17 protein-coding genes are annotated in these 16,547 nt (G+C 42.5%); 11 read left to right on the forward strand and 6 right to left on the reverse strand.

The window, feature by feature from the left end:
- Positions 1 to 9: 9 nt before the first annotated feature.
- The 3 genes from KQP79_RS08455 (at position 10) to KQP79_RS08465 (ending at position 5,539) form a co-directional block, all read left to right on the forward strand.
- Positions 10 to 3,108 carry an efflux RND transporter permease subunit gene (locus KQP79_RS08455; protein WP_061448608.1) on the forward strand — a complete coding sequence of 1,033 codons (3,099 nt, stop codon included), beginning with the start codon at positions 10 to 12 and terminating at the stop codon, positions 3,106 to 3,108.
- 157 nt (positions 3,109 to 3,265) lie between these two features.
- Positions 3,266 to 4,450, forward strand: coding sequence for a TolC family protein (locus tag KQP79_RS08460; RefSeq protein ID WP_061448607.1), 1,185 nt, complete (start codon positions 3,266 to 3,268; stop codon positions 4,448 to 4,450).
- A 258-nt stretch (positions 4,451 to 4,708) separates the two neighbouring features.
- Positions 4,709 to 5,539: a hypothetical protein gene (locus KQP79_RS08465; protein WP_004321813.1), complete on the forward strand. Its 831-nt coding sequence runs from the start codon at positions 4,709 to 4,711 to the stop codon at positions 5,537 to 5,539.
- Here the strand turns inward: KQP79_RS08465 and KQP79_RS08470 are convergent.
- Positions 5,536 to 6,999 carry a methyltransferase RsmF C-terminal domain-like protein gene (locus tag KQP79_RS08470; protein ID WP_004321816.1) on the reverse strand — a complete coding sequence of 488 codons (1,464 nt, stop codon included), beginning with the start codon at positions 6,997 to 6,999 and terminating at the stop codon, positions 5,536 to 5,538. The genes KQP79_RS08465 and KQP79_RS08470 overlap by 4 nt on opposite strands.
- Before the next feature lie 109 nt (positions 7,000 to 7,108).
- Between KQP79_RS08470 and KQP79_RS08475 the strand changes: the two genes are divergently transcribed.
- The 6 genes from KQP79_RS08475 to KQP79_RS08500 all read left to right on the forward strand — a co-directional run bounded on the left by KQP79_RS08475 (position 7,109) and on the right by KQP79_RS08500 (position 11,471).
- Entirely contained in the window at positions 7,109 to 7,888 is a 780-nt protein-coding gene (locus KQP79_RS08475) for a DUF6249 domain-containing protein (protein WP_004297962.1), read from the forward strand.
- Positions 7,885 to 8,436 carry an RNA polymerase sigma factor gene (locus tag KQP79_RS08480; protein ID WP_004297960.1) on the forward strand — a complete coding sequence of 184 codons (552 nt, stop codon included), beginning with the start codon at positions 7,885 to 7,887 and terminating at the stop codon, positions 8,434 to 8,436. The genes KQP79_RS08475 and KQP79_RS08480 overlap by 4 nt, the downstream gene beginning before the upstream one ends.
- Positions 8,417 to 8,746 carry a DUF5056 domain-containing protein gene (locus KQP79_RS08485; protein WP_004297958.1) on the forward strand — a complete coding sequence of 110 codons (330 nt, stop codon included), beginning with the start codon at positions 8,417 to 8,419 and terminating at the stop codon, positions 8,744 to 8,746. The genes KQP79_RS08480 and KQP79_RS08485 overlap by 20 nt, the downstream gene beginning before the upstream one ends.
- Before the next feature lie 120 nt (positions 8,747 to 8,866).
- On the forward strand, positions 8,867 to 10,138 hold the full coding sequence (cls, locus tag KQP79_RS08490) for a cardiolipin synthase (protein WP_061448606.1): 1,272 nt from the start codon (positions 8,867 to 8,869) through the stop codon (positions 10,136 to 10,138).
- Positions 10,139 to 10,177: 39 nt separating this feature from the next.
- Complete coding sequence (locus KQP79_RS08495) at positions 10,178 to 10,972, forward strand: thymidylate synthase (RefSeq protein ID WP_004311691.1); 795 nt, start codon at positions 10,178 to 10,180, stop codon at positions 10,970 to 10,972.
- Positions 10,973 to 10,976: 4 nt separating this feature from the next.
- Positions 10,977 to 11,471: a dihydrofolate reductase gene (locus tag KQP79_RS08500; RefSeq protein ID WP_004311692.1), complete on the forward strand. Its 495-nt coding sequence runs from the start codon at positions 10,977 to 10,979 to the stop codon at positions 11,469 to 11,471.
- Positions 11,472 to 11,474: 3 nt separating this feature from the next.
- On the opposite strand, the gene KQP79_RS08505 is transcribed toward KQP79_RS08500, so the two are convergent.
- A complete protein-coding gene (locus KQP79_RS08505; protein WP_004297952.1) occupies positions 11,475 to 11,954 on the reverse strand; it encodes an Lrp/AsnC family transcriptional regulator in 480 nt (159 codons plus the stop codon).
- 152 nt (positions 11,955 to 12,106) lie between these two features.
- On the opposite strand from KQP79_RS08505, the gene KQP79_RS08510 reads away from it, so the two are divergent.
- Both KQP79_RS08510 and KQP79_RS08515 read left to right on the forward strand, forming a co-directional pair.
- Positions 12,107 to 13,381, forward strand: a complete 1,275-nt coding sequence (locus KQP79_RS08510; protein ID WP_061448604.1) for an IgA Peptidase M64 — start codon at positions 12,107 to 12,109, stop codon at positions 13,379 to 13,381.
- 43 nt (positions 13,382 to 13,424) lie between these two features.
- A complete protein-coding gene (locus KQP79_RS08515; RefSeq protein ID WP_008650303.1) occupies positions 13,425 to 13,964 on the forward strand; it encodes a GNAT family N-acetyltransferase in 540 nt (179 codons plus the stop codon).
- 122 nt (positions 13,965 to 14,086) lie between these two features.
- On the opposite strand, the gene KQP79_RS08520 is transcribed toward KQP79_RS08515, so the two are convergent.
- Genes KQP79_RS08520 through KQP79_RS08535 form a run of 4 tightly spaced genes read right to left on the reverse strand, consistent with a single transcriptional unit; the run spans position 14,087 to position 16,482 of the window.
- Positions 14,087 to 14,557 (reverse strand): ExbD/TolR family protein, encoded by a 471-nt coding sequence (locus tag KQP79_RS08520; RefSeq protein WP_004297931.1) that lies wholly within the window; start codon positions 14,555 to 14,557, stop codon positions 14,087 to 14,089.
- 3 nt (positions 14,558 to 14,560) lie between these two features.
- The gene (locus tag KQP79_RS08525; RefSeq protein WP_004297930.1) at positions 14,561 to 15,154 is read right to left on the reverse strand and encodes an ExbD/TolR family protein; all 594 of its coding nucleotides are present in this window, start codon (positions 15,152 to 15,154) and stop codon (positions 14,561 to 14,563) included.
- A gap of 35 nt (positions 15,155 to 15,189) precedes the next feature.
- Positions 15,190 to 15,675, reverse strand: a complete 486-nt coding sequence (locus tag KQP79_RS08530) for a hypothetical protein (RefSeq protein ID WP_004297929.1) — start codon at positions 15,673 to 15,675, stop codon at positions 15,190 to 15,192.
- 6 nt (positions 15,676 to 15,681) lie between these two features.
- Entirely contained in the window at positions 15,682 to 16,482 is an 801-nt protein-coding gene (locus tag KQP79_RS08535) for a MotA/TolQ/ExbB proton channel family protein (RefSeq protein ID WP_004312432.1), read from the reverse strand.
- Positions 16,483 to 16,547 lie beyond the last annotated feature (65 nt).

Genomic DNA, 16,547 nt, shown 5'->3' on the forward strand with positions numbered 1-16,547 from the left:
TGAAATATCATGCTTAATAAAATTATACATTACTCCCTACACAACCGGTTGGTTGTAGTCTGCGCGGCCATCCTCCTGCTAATTGCGGGAACGTATACCGCCATGCATACGGAAGTAGACGTATTCCCCGACCTGAACGCACCTACGGTAGTCATCATGACAGAGGCCAACGGTATGGCTGCGGAAGAGGTTGAACAGCTCGTCACTTTTCCTGTTGAAACTGCCGTAAACGGAGCTACGGGTGTACGCCGTGTCCGCTCTTCTTCTACCAACGGATTTTCTGTTGTCTGGGTAGAATTTGATTGGGGAACCGATATTTATCTCGCCCGCCAGATTGTTAGCGAGAAGTTAGCAGTGGTGAGTGAATCACTGCCGGTCAACGTTGGTAAACCGACACTCGGCCCACAATCTTCCATCTTGGGCGAAATGCTCATCGTCGGTCTGACTGCTGACTCCACTTCGATGCTCGATCTTCGTACAATTGCGGACTGGACTATCCGTCCCCGTCTATTGTCTACCGGAGGAGTGGCGCAGGTTGCCGTGCTTGGAGGAGATATCAAAGAATATCAGATTCAGCTGGATCCCGAACGGATGCGTCATTACGGCATTTCGATGGGAGAAGTGATGGCTGTGACACAGGATATGAACCTGAACGCAAATGGAGGTGTGCTCTACGAATTTGGAAATGAATATATTGTACGCGGTGTACTTTCAACTTCCAAAACAGAACAACTTGGCAAAGCGGTAGTAAAGACAGTGAACAATTTCCCTGTCACGCTGGAAGATATTGCGGACGTAACCATCGGACCGAAAGCCCCGAAACTGGGAACTGCTTCAGAGCGTGGAAAATCTGCCGTACTGATGACTATTACCAAACAGCCGGCTACCAATACGCTGGAACTGACGGATAAACTGGAAGCATCTTTGAAAGACCTGCAAAAGAACCTGCCACCAGACGTAAAAGTTTCAACGGACATATTCCGTCAAAGCCGCTTTATCGAAAGTTCCATCGGCAATGTGAAGAAATCACTCTTTGAAGGAGGTATTTTTGTAGTAATCGTACTCTTCCTGTTCCTGGCAAATGTGCGCACTACATTGATTTCATTGGTAACGCTGCCTCTTTCCCTGCTTGTTTCGATTCTGACGCTGCATTACATGGGACTGACAATCAACACCATGAGTCTAGGAGGTATGGCGATAGCCATCGGCTCATTGGTAGACGACGCCATCGTCGATGTGGAAAACGTATATAAACGACTGCGGGAGAACCGTCAGAAAGCAGAAGCGGAAAGGTTAAGTACACTCGAGGTGGTATTCAATGCTTCGAAAGAGGTGCGGATGCCTATACTTAATTCTACGCTGATTATCGTTGTCAGCTTTGTTCCGTTGTTCTTCCTTAGCGGAATGGAAGGCAGAATGTTGGTTCCGCTGGGCGTTGCCTTTATCGTGGCATTGTTCGCGTCGACAGTAGTTGCTCTGACGCTGACTCCGGTGCTCTGTTCTTATCTATTAGGAAGTAATAAGACGAACAAGGAACTGAAAGAAGCTCCTGTTGCCCGCTGGATGAAAGGGATTTATGAAAAAGCACTGACTTGGGTACTGGCACATAAACGTGTGACTCTCGGAAGTACAATCGGACTTTTTGTAGTTGCCCTCGGAGTGTTTTTCACACTTGGACGCAGCTTCCTTCCTTCGTTCAATGAAGGATCGTTTACTATCAATATCAGTTCTCTGCCAGGTATTTCGCTGGAAGAAAGCAACAAAATGGGACATCGTGCCGAAGAGTTATTGATGACAATTCCCGAAATACAAACGGTAGCCCGGAAAACGGGACGTGCCGAATTGGATGAACATGCGTTAGGAGTCAATGTTTCTGAAATAGAAGCTCCGTTCGAATTGAAAGACCGCTCGCGCAGTGAACTGGTAGCTGATGTACGTGAAAAATTAGGTACGATCACCGGAGCAAACATAGAAATCGGACAACCGATCAGCCACCGTATCGACGCAATGCTATCGGGTACGAAAGCGAATATTGCTATCAAATTATTCGGTGATGACCTGAATAAAATGTTTTCACTCGGTAATCAAATCAAAGGAGCGATCAGTGACATTCCCGGTGTTGCCGACCTGAACGTGGAACAACAGATTGAACGTCCGCAGCTGAAAATACAGCCTAAACGGGAAATGCTGGCTAAGTTCGGTATTACCCTGCCGGAATTTTCGGAATATGTGAATGTAGCTTTGGCTGGAAAAGTGATCTCACAAGTGTATGAACAGGGCAAGAGTTTTGACCTGATCGTAAAAGTGAAGGATGATGCCCGGGATGAAATAGAGAAAATCCGTAACCTGATGGTAGACACGAACGACGGCCGCAAAGTTCCTTTGAGCTATGTAGCGGAAGTGGTATCGGCCATGGGTCCGAATACGATCAACCGCGAGAATGTGAAACGTAAAATTGTCATTTCCGCCAATGTGGCCGATCGTGACTTGCGCAGTGTTGTGAATGATATTCAGAAACGTATCGACACATCGGTACAATTACCCGAAGGTTATCATATCGAGTATGGTGGACAGTTTGAAAGCGAGCAGGCTGCCAGCCGGACATTAGCGTTGACTTCATTTATCAGTATCGTGGTTATCTTCCTGTTGCTGTACAATGAGTTCCGCAGTGTGAAAGAATCCGGGGTTATCTTGCTGAATCTTCCGCTGGCACTGATCGGTGGTGTATTTGCTTTGGTGATTACAACAGGAGAAGTCAGTATTCCGGCTATCATCGGTTTCATTTCCTTGTTCGGTATTGCAACGCGTAACGGTATGTTGCTCATCAGTCACTACAATCATTTGCAAAAGGAAGAAGGTTTGAATGTATATGATAGTGTGATTCAAGGTTCTCTCGACCGCCTGAATCCGATTTTAATGACGGCATTGTCTTCTGCACTGGCACTGATTCCATTGGCACTTGCCGGCGACTTGCCCGGTAACGAAATTCAAAGTCCGATGGCAAAAGTGATTCTAGGAGGATTATTAACGTCTACTTTTTTGAACGGTTTTATCGTTCCGATTGTTTATCTGATGATGCATCGGAAAAAGGCCCAGAAAAGCCTGTAGAGAGGGATATTTTTCCTCGGTGAGAAAACCATCGTTCCCCGGTGAGGAAACAAGTGTTTCTCGGTGAGGAACGGGTCGTTCCCCGGTGTCAAACAAATAGATGCCTTATCATAAAGTATCTATCAACAATAGCTTGTAATAAATAAAGAAATTAGAAATGAAACAAATCATGACCATAAGCGCTGCACTTCTTTTCTTAACCATAGGTGAAGTGCAAGCCCAAAACGGAATTGAACAGGTATTGAAGAATATCGAAACGAACAATAAGGAGTTGCAGGCAAACGAGCAACTGATTACCTCGCAGAAGCTGGAAGCCAAAACGGATAATAACTTGCCTGACCCTACTCTCTCTTACGCGCATCTATGGGGAGCAAAAGATAAAAGCGAAACAATCGGTGAGCTGGTTGTTTCACAAAGCTTTGATTTCCCTAGTTTATACGCCACACGTAACAAGTTAAACCGTCTGAAAGCCGGAACTCTTGACAGTCAGTCGGATGTTTTTCGTCAGGAGAAACTGTTACAGGCAAAAGAACTTTGCCTGGACATTATCATGCTTCGTCAGCAAAAGCATATTTTGGAGGAACGTCTCCGCAATGCGGAAGAACTTGCTAAAATGTACGCCAAGCGTCTCCAAACAGGGGATGCAAATGCTCTCGAAACCAATAAAATCAACTTGGAACTGTTGAATGTCAAAACGGAAGCGTCTCTGAACGAAACGGCACTTCGCAATAAGCAGCAGGAACTGAATACGCTGAATGGTAATATTCCAGTGGTTTTCGAAGAAAATCAATATCCGACTATACCGTTCCCAAGCGATTACCAAATGTTGAAATCAGAAGTCATGGCTACAGACCGTACCTTAATGGCACTAGGCAACGAGAGCCTCGTTGCCCGTAAACAGATTGCTGTCAATAAATCCCAATGGCTGCCAAAGCTAGAACTCGGCTACCGTCGGAATACAGAGACTGGTGTGCCTTTCAACGGTGTAGTGGTGGGCTTTTCCTTCCCGCTTTTCGAAAATCGGAATAAGGTGAAAATTGCTAAAGCGCAGGCACTCAACATCGACTTGCAAAAGGATAATGCTACACTGCAAGTGGAATCTGAATTGGCACAACTTTACCGGGAAGCGAAAACGCTGCATGCTTCAATGGAAGAATATAGCAAGACTTTCCAGTCTCAACAAGATTTGGCATTGCTGAAACAAGCTTTGACAGGTGGACAAATTAGTATGATCGAGTACTTCGTTGAAGTATCGGTGATCTATCAAAGTCATCAAAATTATCTGCAATTGGAAAATCAGTACCAAAAGGCAATGGCACGGATTTACAAAAGCAAGCTATAAATAATACATAAAAACCCTTTAGGTATGGGTTACGCTGAACATACTAATTTCTATTTTTAAGTTATATAAGTATGTTTATATAATAAATTAGGCACGGATTACACAGAATTCACGGTCTTTAGTATTGTCATAACTATAAAGCAACAGTGTTAATCCGTGTAATTCGTGCCTAAATATATCTCCTCTCTTTTTCTTCAAATTCCGACTGGATATTTCAAAACAATACATTACATTTGCAACGAACATAAAATCTGAATTATGAGACCTAAACATTTCTATTTATTCATGTTATGCTGCATCCTTACGCTACTAAGTGGCTGTAAAGATGATGACGACAATCCACTGCGTTTTTACAACAGTGAATACGAAGTACCTATGGGTGGCAGACGTTACCTCGGCCTGGAAAGCGGAAATGGTGACTACTCACTTGCAGTGAAAGACACACGCATCGCAAGTGCCGGAACTGAAACTGGCTGGAGTGGAGTACCTGCCGGACGTATGATTTATGTAACCGGTATCCTCACCGGAACGACTTATCTGACAGTAACAGACAACGCCACACAAGAAACCTGCACTTTACCAATCAAGGTGGTCGATAATTACGAAAATATGGAGTTGCTACGCAGCTACTTGTCTAACTTACCCAACGGAGATGCGAATCTTCTACCCGGTATTTCCGACATTTTTCTGATTAACAACCACGCACGGGATGCTTATTTTTTCAAACAAGGAGAACAGACCGCCTTTTCATCCGGACTTGAATTAATAACCCAAGGAAGTTACAAACTGGAAAAAGAAGAAGGAGACGATAAGAAAATGACACTAACCCTCACTTTTTCGGAAGATATGGCAACACCTGTTTCCGATCATAAATTCATAATATGGGGAAACTCGTACTTATTTCATCGGTTGGATAAAAGCCTAAATCTGAACTGGAACACTCCGCCCATTGGAGAAACGCGGACATCACCTGCACCTCCTCCTTCCTACACGCTGGAAGAAATAGCTGAAGGCACAGAAATCGGAAAAGGCAGACAGCTTAGCTTTAGTCTTTCCCAACAGGAAATACCTGCGGGAATACTGCCTTAATCAGTAACGTATTCTGATAAGATGCGTATATTTTCCGGTAAGTATCCACTACGAATGCGCCATTCTTGCGGATAAAGATTATTGGCACGATTGCCGATGTTCTTCACAAATCCGAGAGGAATATGCCGATAAGTAAGCAAAACATATCCACGAGGGGCTGTTACCGGTAAGGTAATGGCCTCTTTTCGTAAATATGTGATGGCCTGTTCATAACTTATTTCTTCCGTAGCGAATGCTTCCCGGCATAAAAGTGAGGTACACATTGCCAACGCATGGTTAGGGATCAAATCCTTTCCTTTCACTTCGCCTATTTCAATCCCTGCCGACACGATTTTCAGGCTTTGTTTCATCGTCGCCAATTCATTAGTATAGTACTGTGAGAAAGCTCGGATATTTGTTCCTTCCGCCAATAAAATATACTTGTCCGAATTTTCATCATTCAACCAACTTTTAGCCATATTCAGATATTCTTTCGATACAGGAGAAGATGCTGCTGTTCCTTTCTTATCCTTCTTCTTGAAAGCTTTCTCTTTGGCGGAAGAAGATACTGGGATCTCTTCTTCCGTCTCCGGCTTACGAAAAGCCACCAGAAAAAAGCCTTCACCTTTCGTCTTATGAGGGAAAAAATGATAGACGGGAATAGAAGATTTAGAATGATCCCCTTTATCTGACAAAAGATCTCCTGTTATATTCCAATTCTCCTGCACCTGCACAGTTAATGGTTCGCCCCCATACTCTTGTTGAATCCAACGTGCATTCTCTTCATCCTCTTTTGTATTAAATGTACACGTACTATATATAAGAATACCTCCGGGCTTCAACGCATCCCAGATATCTGCAATAATCCGTCGCTGGCGCTGCCAACAGATTTCCACATTCTCGGGGCTCCACTCTTCCACAGCTACCGGGTCTTTACGGAACATACCTTCACCGGAACAGGGAACATCTGTAAGAATCACATCAAAGAAAGAGAGTAAAGCCGAAAAATCTGCCGGATCATTATTGGTCACTACCACATCCGGATGTCCCCACTTCGTCAGGTTTTCAGCAAGAATCTGCGAACGATTCCGGATTACCTCATTGGCTACCAACAGGCTCCCTTCGGGAAGTACACTACGGGCATGAGTCGATTTTCCACCGGGAGCCGCACAAAGATCCAACATCTTCACCGGTCCCGTGATATATTGCCGGAGTACCTGCTCCACAAACATGGAAGAAGCTTCCTGAACATAATAACAGCCTGCATGGAATAAGGGATCGAACGTGAAAGTGAGACGCTCCTCCAAATAGAATCCTTCGGAAGACCAAGGTACTTTATCCGATAAAGAATGATTGATTTTCAATTGATTCAACCGGATGCTAACCGGTGGTTCCTGTTGGAGGGCAACAGCCAGTTTGTCGTATTCTTCATCGCCCAATAGAGCGCGGGTGTAGTCTATAAAAGAAGCAGGTAATTCCATCTTTCGTTTATTAATTTCCGCAAATATCAAAAATATTTCGTCTCTTTGCAACTTTCTATGATATTAACTACGTCTAACAGATAAAGAAATAAATTAAAAAACTATTGATATGAAAAATTTTCTATTAGCATTGATGGTTGTACTGACCACTTGCACACTGGCTGTTGCCCAGACCACCGTTGTTCGTGATTCCATCGGGAAAGTAAAAGTAACTGTGACCAAAGACAATAAAGCAAATACGAACAATACTGCTGTCACAGTGATTGGTGTAGACACAGCAGATGCTGATTCTGCAGACGTAAATGCAAACTCAAGTAATGTTAGCACCACTCATGGCAAAGCCAGCTTCACATTCGATTCGGATGACAGCGATTTCCCCTTCCACAATGTTAGTGCCGGCGGAGGTATTCTGGTAGCAATCATTGCAATCATTGCTGTATTCGGATTTCCGGTATTCATTCTATTTGTAATCTTCTTCTTCCGTTATAAAAACCGGAAAGCACGTTATCGCCTTGCCGAACAGGCACTTGCTGCCGGCCAACCGCTTCCGGCAGAGTTTATCCGCGAAAACAAAACAGTCGATTCGCGTTCACAAGGCATCAAGAACACCTTTACGGGTATCGGTCTTTTCATCTTCCTCTGGGCAATCACCGGCGAATTCGGAATTGGAGCTATCGGCTTACTCGTTACATTCATGGGTATCGGACAATGGATTATCGGTAGCAAACAACAGACTCAAGACACAAATGCTACCCGGATGCATACGGGTAATAAGGATGAAAAAAAGAACCCGAATAACGTTAGAACCGATAGTTTCGAAATCATCCCTTCCGAATCCGAAGAGAAAGACAAAGGAGTAAACGAAGAAAAGAACGACGAGAATAAATGAGCCAACTCAATGATATATCGTTAGTCGCACAGGTCGTGGTGTTCAAGAACACCAGGGCCTTTGACCAGTTGGTGAAGGAGTATCAGTCGCCCATCCGACGATTCTTCCTGAACCTGACTTGCGGCGACAGCGAATTGAGTGACGACCTTGCGCAAGATACATTTATCAAAGCGTATACGAACATTGCCTCTTTCCGGAACTTGTCAAGTTTCTCTACGTGGCTGTATCGTATTGCTTATAATGTTTTTTATGATTATATTCGCAGCCGGAAAGAGACAGCCGACTTGGATACAAGAGAAATAGACGCCATCAACAGCACCGAACAGGAGAATATCGGGCAAAAAATGGATGTCTACCAGTCGCTCAAAATGCTTAAAGAAGTGGAAAGAACCTGCATCACGTTGTTCTACATGGAGGACATTAGTATCGACAAAATTGCAGGGATTGTAGGAGTACCGTCAGGGACAGTGAAAAGCCATCTGTCACGCGGGAAAGAAAAATTAGCAACGTATTTAAAACAAAACGGTTATGACAGAAATAGACAATGATAAGCTCTTGCGCGATTTCTTCGCAGAAAACAAGCAGGAAATAGCAGATAACGGATTCAGTCGCCGTGTCATGCACCACTTACCCGATCGTAGTAATCGCCTGGCTCGTATCTGGAGCGCTTTCGTGATGACTGTGGCGGCCGCACTTTTTGTATGGTTAGGTGGATTGGAAGCAACTTGGGGAACCATAAGAGAAGTATTTATCGGTATGATTAATCATGGCACTTCAAGCCTTGATCCGAAGTCAATTATTATCGCAGCTGTTGTACTATTATTCATGGCTACACGAAAGGTTGCTTCGATGGCATAATTAACTCCTAGAAAGAAGTTATTTCGTTAAAGAATGATAAATTTGCCCTTGTTAGCAAAGGAGCCCAAACTTAGATATCGTATCTTTGTTCTTCTGTAAACTAAAAGAGTGAGAAGAGTTTTGAAATTACGTATATTTATTTTATTTCTGTTCCTGCCTATATTGAGTGTTCAGGCAGGTATCATCGACAGTCTGATGATACATCCCAGGGACTCAATCGGATTAACCAGCGATTCCCTTGTGCTACGCTATTTACAAGAATCGGGAATCCCTATATCTGATAATAATAAGGTAAAACTGCTAAAAAGCGGACGGGAGAAGTTTATCGATTTGTTTGAAGCCATCCGGGAAGCTAAACACCACATCCATCTGGAATATTTCAACTTCCGAAATGACTCCATCGCCAATGCTTTATTTGCTCTGCTGGCCGAAAAAGTGAAAGAAGGGGTCGAAGTACGAGCTATGTTCGATGCATTCGGAAACTGGTCGAACAACAAACCACTTAAAAAGAAACATCTCAAGAAAATACGTGAACAAGGAATCGAGATTGTCAAGTTCGATCCATTCACTTTTCCTTATATCAATCACGCCGCCCATCGCGATCACCGGAAAATAGCTGTCATCGATGGAAAAGTGGCTTATACCGGTGGTATGAATATCGCCGATTACTACATTAACGGACTACCCAAAATCGGAACCTGGCGTGATATGCACACACGCATTGAAGGGGATGCCGTCAATGATCTGCAGGAGATATTCCTAACGATCTGGAATAAGGAAACCAAGCAGAATGTAGGTGGAGCCGCTTATTTCCCCCAACATGAGGAACAAACGGACAGTACGAATATTGTGGTAGCAATCGTAGACCGTACCCCGAAAAAGAATAGCCGTATGTTAAGCCACGCTTATGCCATGAGCATCTATTCGGCCCAAAAGAATGTTCATATCGTCAATCCTTATTTTGTACCGACTTCTTCTATCAAAAAGGCGTTGAATCGGACAATCGACCGAGGCGTAAATGTTACAATCATGGTTTCTTCTGCCTCCGATATCCCGTTTACTCCGGATGCCGCACTTTATAAGTTGCACAAACTGATGAAAAGAGGAGCTACTGTCTATATGTATAACGGTGGATTTCACCACTCTAAAATAATGATGGTGGATGATTTGTTCTGTACAGTTGGCACTGCCAACCTGAACAGCCGCAGCTTGCGCTATGATTACGAAACAAATGCCTTTATCTTTGATACCCAAATAACGGGTGAATTAAATACAATGTTCCGGAACGATATCGAGCATTGCACGCAACTAACGCCTGAATTCTGGAAAAAGCGCTCCCCGTGGAAGAAGTTCGTCGGCTGGTTTGCTAATTTATTCACTCCATTTTTGTAATTTTGTGCGGAGAATCATTTTCACCACAACTTATTCATTATGAAACAATACCTGGATTTACTCAATCGTGTACTAACCGAAGGTACAGAAAAAAGTGACCGTACCGGAACCGGAACCATCAGCGTTTTCGGTCACCAAATGCGTTTTAATCTTGATGACGGTTTCCCGTGCCTGACAACCAAGAAACTACATCTGAAATCAATCATATACGAATTACTTTGGTTTCTGCAAGGTGATACTAATGTGAAATATCTTCAGGAACATGGAGTGCGCATCTGGAACGAATGGGCGGATGAGAACGGCGACTTAGGACATGTTTATGGTTATCAATGGCGTTCATGGCCTGACTATAACGGTGGATTTATCGACCAGATCAGTGAAGTGGTGGAAACAATCAAACATAATCCGGATTCACGCCGTATCATTGTAAGCGCCTGGAACGTAGCAGATTTGAATAATATGAATTTGCCTCCCTGCCATGCTTTCTTTCAGTTTTATGTAGCAGACGGACGGTTGAGCCTGCAACTGTATCAACGCAGTGCAGATATTTTTCTGGGTGTTCCTTTTAATATTGCATCATACGCATTATTGCTGCAAATGATGGCACAAGTGACGGGACTGAAAGCCGGAGATTTTGTTCATACCTTCGGTGATGCGCATATCTACCTGAACCACTTGGAACAAGTGAAGCTCCAATTATCACGTGAACCTCGTCCATTGCCACAAATGAAGATCAATCCGGATGTGAAAAGTATCTTCGACTTCAAATTTGAGGACTTTGAATTAGTGAACTATGACCCGCATCCGCATATTGCGGGAGCAGTAGCCGTGTAACTTTATGAGTAAAATATCTATCATTGCTGCCGTAGACCGCCGTATGGCTATCGGCTTCGAGAACAAACTTCTTTTCTGGTTACCCAATGATTTGAAACGTTTCAAAGCATTAACTACCGGAAACACCATACTGATGGGACGCAAAACTTTCGAGTCACTACCGAAAGGCGCATTACCCAATCGCAGAAACATCGTTTTATCTTCCAACCCGGCTACAGAATGTCCCGGTGCGGAAGTTTTCCCTTCACTCGAAGCAGCTTTGCAAAGTTGTAAAGAGGAGGAACACATTTATATTATAGGAGGTGCAAGTATTTATCAGCAGGCTCTTTCTTTTGCTGACGAACTTTGCCTGACAGAAATAGATGATATGACTCCCGAAGCCGACGCCTATTTTCCGGAAGTATCGCCAGAGATGTGGCAAGAAAAAAGCAGAGAAGCTCATCCTGCGGATGAGAAACATCTCTGCTCCTATGCTTTTGTTGATTACGTGAGAAAATAACGATTAATCTTCATCTTCTATGTCGACCATGATTGGCATCTGCCGCTTAATGGCTTCATGGAAGGAGATTAATGTCTCGGTACGCGCCAAACCCAATGGTTGTAACTTATCGTGAATAATACTCAATAAGTGATGGTTATTCTTTGCGTAAATTTTGATAAACATATCGTATTTTCCGGTAGTGAAATGACATTCCACCACTTCGGGGATAGCTTCTAAAGCTTTTGTTACCGAATCAAAGGATTCGGGATCTTTCAGATATATACCAATATAAGCGCAAGTCTCATATCCGATTTTCTCGGGGTCGATGACATATTCCGAACCTTTTAATATACCTAAATTAGTAAGCTTCTGAATACGCTGATGGATTGCAGCGCCGGAAACATTACATGCTCGTGCTACTTCCAAAAAAGGAATACGCGCATTCCCTGCAATCAGTTTCAGAATTTGCTCATCTAAAGCATCTAATTGATGATGTCCCATTTTTGAATCAAATTGTTTTTATCAATGAATCTTTTATGCAAAGTTAGCGATTTTTCGACAACAAATACTATAATCTATTACTTTTATTTGCAGAAAGCGGATAAGTCAACAATAGTTCGTACCTTTGCGAAAAACATAAATATACCATTAATATGAAACATATTTGCTGTATTATTCTGTGTTTCTGTACTTCTATAGGAAGTTATGCACAGAATTTTGCTGATTATTTTCAGAACAAAACATTGCGAGTGGATTATATCTTTACCGGGGATGCTACACAACAGGCTATTTATCTGGATGAGCTATCACAACTTCCTACCTGGGCAGGACGTCAACATCATCTTTCGGAACTTCCATTGGAAGGCAACGGACAAATTATAGTGAAAGACCTTGCCAGCAAACAGTGTATCTACAAAACGTCATTCTCTTCTTTGTTTCAAGAGTGGCTGTCCACAGACGAAGCTAAAGAAACAGCCAAAGGATTTGAGAATACTTTCCTTCTTCCTTATCCTAAACAGCCTGTGGAGGTAGAAGTCACTTTATATTCTCCGCGAAAAAAAAGATTGGCTACCTATAAACATATCGTGCGTCCGGATGATATATTGATTCATAAACGGGGGGTATCACATGTCACTCCGCATCGGTATATGCTTCAAAGTGGTAACGAAAAAGACTGCATAGATGTTGCCATCCTTGCAGAAGGATACACAGAAAAAGAAATGGATATTTTCTACCAGGATGCCCAACGTACCTGCGAAAGTTTGTTTTCGTATGAGCCGTTCCGCTCCATGAAGGGTAAATTTAATATTGTTGCCGTAGCCAGTCCTTCTACGGACAGTGGTGTCAGTATTCCCCGCGAAAATCAGTGGAAACAAACGGCGGTTCACTCCCATTTCGATACTTTTTACTCAGATCGTTATCTGACTACCAGCCGGGTAAAGTCTATCCATAATGCATTGGCAGGCATCCCCTACGAACATATCATTATCCTGGCTAACACGGATGTATATGGTGGTGGAGGAATATACAATTCGTATACGCTGACCACGGCCCATCACCCGATGTTCAAGCCGGTAGTCGTGCACGAGTTCGGACACAGTTTCGGTGGACTGGCCGACGAATATTTCTATGATGATGTGATGACAGATACTTATCCGCTGGATGTCGAACCGTGGGAACAAAATATTTCAACACGGGTGAACTTCGCTTCCAAATGGAAAGATATGCTTCCGTCAGGTACCCCGATCCCGACCCCCATTGCTGAAAAAAAGAAATATCCCGTAGGAGTATATGAAGGAGGTGGCTACTCTGCCAAAGGCATTTATCGTCCGGCTTATGACTGTCGCATGAAAACAAACGAATATCCGGAGTTTTGTCCGGTTTGTCAACGTGCCATCCGTCGAATGATTGAATTTTATGTTCCTTAATGGAATACAATTATATTATTGTCAAACTTAAAACCCAAACCTCATGATTAGACTTCAACCAATTAGTACGTCGGATCTGCAACATTACAAATTCATGGAAGAGCTTCTAATTGATTCGTTTCCACCGGAAGAGTACCGTCAGTTGGAACAACTGCGCGAGTACACTGATCGTACGGGCAACTTTCATAATAACATCATCTTTGATGATGACCTGCCAGTCGGCTTCATTACCTATTGGGATTTTGACAGTTTCTACTATGTAGAACACTTTGCAACCAATCCTGCCCTGCGAAATGGAGGCTATGGAAAACGCACGCTGGAATACTTATGCAATTATTTGAAACGCCCGATCGTATTGGAAGTAGAACGTCCGATAGAGGAAATGGCAAAACGACGTATCAGCTTTTATCAACGTCAAGGCTTTACGCTGTGGGAAAAAGACTATAGCCAACCTCCTTACAAGCCCGGAGATGATTTTCTGCCCATGTATTTAATGGTACACGGAGAATTGGATTGTGAAAAGGATTTTGAAACAATCAAAAAGAGAATACATAAAGAAGTATATGGAGTAAAAGACAACTAATTAAATTAGGTAGCAGCTCGAAATTAGTTTCACAAATGGAAAACCTTACTCCAGCTACGTATATATAAAAAGGGCGTTCAATTTGAATTGAACGCCCTTTTTATATATATTGAATTAACTAATTACTTCTCACCACGTTTCGTAGCCGAATAGTTAATCTTCAAAGCATAAGATTTTCTAAGAGCATTTTTTACATCAGTAACAATACCCATCTTTGTCTTCTGATCTACTTTCAGAGACACAGTCATCTTAGCAGCATCGCCTTCATTCATACTCGCACGTTCCTGAAAAATGAAGTCTTGTACTTCACCCACTTCAGCATAACTGTCATTCAACTGAATACGACTTTCAGTACCCATTTTCGCGCGATATTCTTGTGTAGGTTCCCCTACATAAATGAATGTTACCAGTGATTTCTTCTCCAGTTTTTCGAGTTCAGTACCTTGCGGAAGTGTAAACTGCACCTTTAATGTTACCTCACGCATCGTTGTTACAATCATAAAGAAGAACAACAAGGTAAAGATAAGGTCAGGCAACGAAGAAGTATTCAATGCCGGCATTTCACGTTTACCAGTCTTATTAAATTTTCCCATTACTTACTTCTTTTTTTCTCCGTATTTTTTAGGTTCTGCTTCAGAAATTCGTTGCGGATAAACTTCACGAACAGCTTTCTGCTGTGCATCATTCAGTTCAGCGTAAGTAACCCCAAACTTTTCTTGAGCTAACTCATCTCTCAATTCATTGTATGCAGCTACCAATTCGTTCTGCACACTTATATATGCCTGATAAGAAGACCCGCGGTCATTCTGCAAAGAAATTACATGCTTATCATTAACAAGAGTAGTACCAAAGAAATCGACATTTTTTTGTGTCTTTTCCGGCATATTCTCAGCGTTATTGATGTTAGCAATAAACTCTTTGGCTTTCTGCCTCAACTGATCAACACCAATATAATCATTCCCGCACATCAAAGCATCATCTTTATTCAGATAAACCTGCAGGATGTTACGTTCTTTAATTTTATCGGTATTCTCATTCTTTTCATCTTCGGGTGGTGGAGGCAAAAGTCTTGCCAAACCACGGTCCGTATCCATTGATGTTGTAATCAAGAAGAAGATCAGCAACAAGAAAGCAATATCCGCCGTAGAACTTGAGTTTATATCAGGAACTTTTCTTTTTCCTTTTGCCATTTTAATAACTTATTTAATCGAGTATCCTCAATTGATTACGACAATTTTTTCTTTATACCACTCGCAATGATTGCAACAACTGTCACAAACAACAATATGTAAATAGAATAAAGGAACATATCAGTTACTTTCAGCCAAAAAGGAACATTGTCTGTACCACTATAGCCAGGAATCTGCATTGGTGTACCATCACCCATTGCCCAAGCTACAATAAGAACAACAGCTAAAAGAACCAAACCAAGTAAAGACTTGATGGCATTTGCCGGGTTATCCTTCAAAGCTGCACCAAATTGGAATACAGCAGCAATAACAGTGGCTGCAATGGCTAAGCCAAACAAAACGTACATCAGATAGAGTAAGGCGTCTGTTTGAGCCGGTTGCCACATTTCGGGATCTACTCCCGGAATTAAGGCATCGCCCGAGGCATCTCCTCCTAAGAAGAACAAGCCAATAACGATCAGAATAATAGCAAACATCGCATACAGTGCGTAATACGATATTCTATATGTTAACTTACTCATTTTAGATTATTTTTTGTATTTCAAGTTATATTTGATTACCATATCAAGCAAAGAGATAGAAGAATCTTCCATTTCACTTGTAAGAGCCTCAATTTTAGAAAGTACGTAGTTGTAGAATACCTGAAGGATCAATGCTACAATCAAACCGAAGATAGTTGTAATCAAGGCTACTTTCATACCACCTGCAACAACCGTCGGAGAGATATCACCTACCTGCTGGATTTTATCAAATGCCTGCACCATACCGATTACAGTACCCAAGAATCCGAGTGACGGAGCCATTGCGATAAACAGTGTGATCCAAGAACATCCTTTTTCAAGGTAACCTGCCTGTACACCACCATAAGATACAACTGACTTCTCAACTACGTCAATACCTTGATCGATTCTCATCAAACCTTGGTAGTAGATAGAAGCAACCGGGCCTCTGGTGTTACGAGCAATGTCTTTAGCAGCTTCAACATCACCTTTTTCCAAAGCAGCTTCGATAGATGCCATGAATTTTTTTGTGTTGATTTCAGCCAAACTCAAATAAATGATACGTTCAATACAGAAAGCCAAACCGATCACTAAAGCGATAGCTACCAAACTCATGAAAGATGCAGTACCTTCGATGAATTTAACTTTGATTTCCTTGTGAATACCACCCTCTTCTGCAGCAGGAGCAGCAGCTGTAGTAGCTTCAGCGGCAGGAGCAGCTTGTTGTTCAGTTTGTTCTGCTGCAGGAGCGTCTTGAGCCTGAGCAAGTTGAATTGAGCCAAAAGTGAAGGCCCCAATCACAGCAACAATTGCAAATAACTTTTTCATTGTGTGTCTAATTTTTAAGATTAATTAATTGATTATTATTATTGTATTTACTTCTCATCTCTCTT

Origin of the sequence: Bacteroides sp. DH3716P, from assembly GCF_025914115.1 — a bacterium.
In the GTDB taxonomy this organism is placed as follows: domain Bacteria; phylum Bacteroidota; class Bacteroidia; order Bacteroidales; family Bacteroidaceae; genus Bacteroides; species Bacteroides ovatus.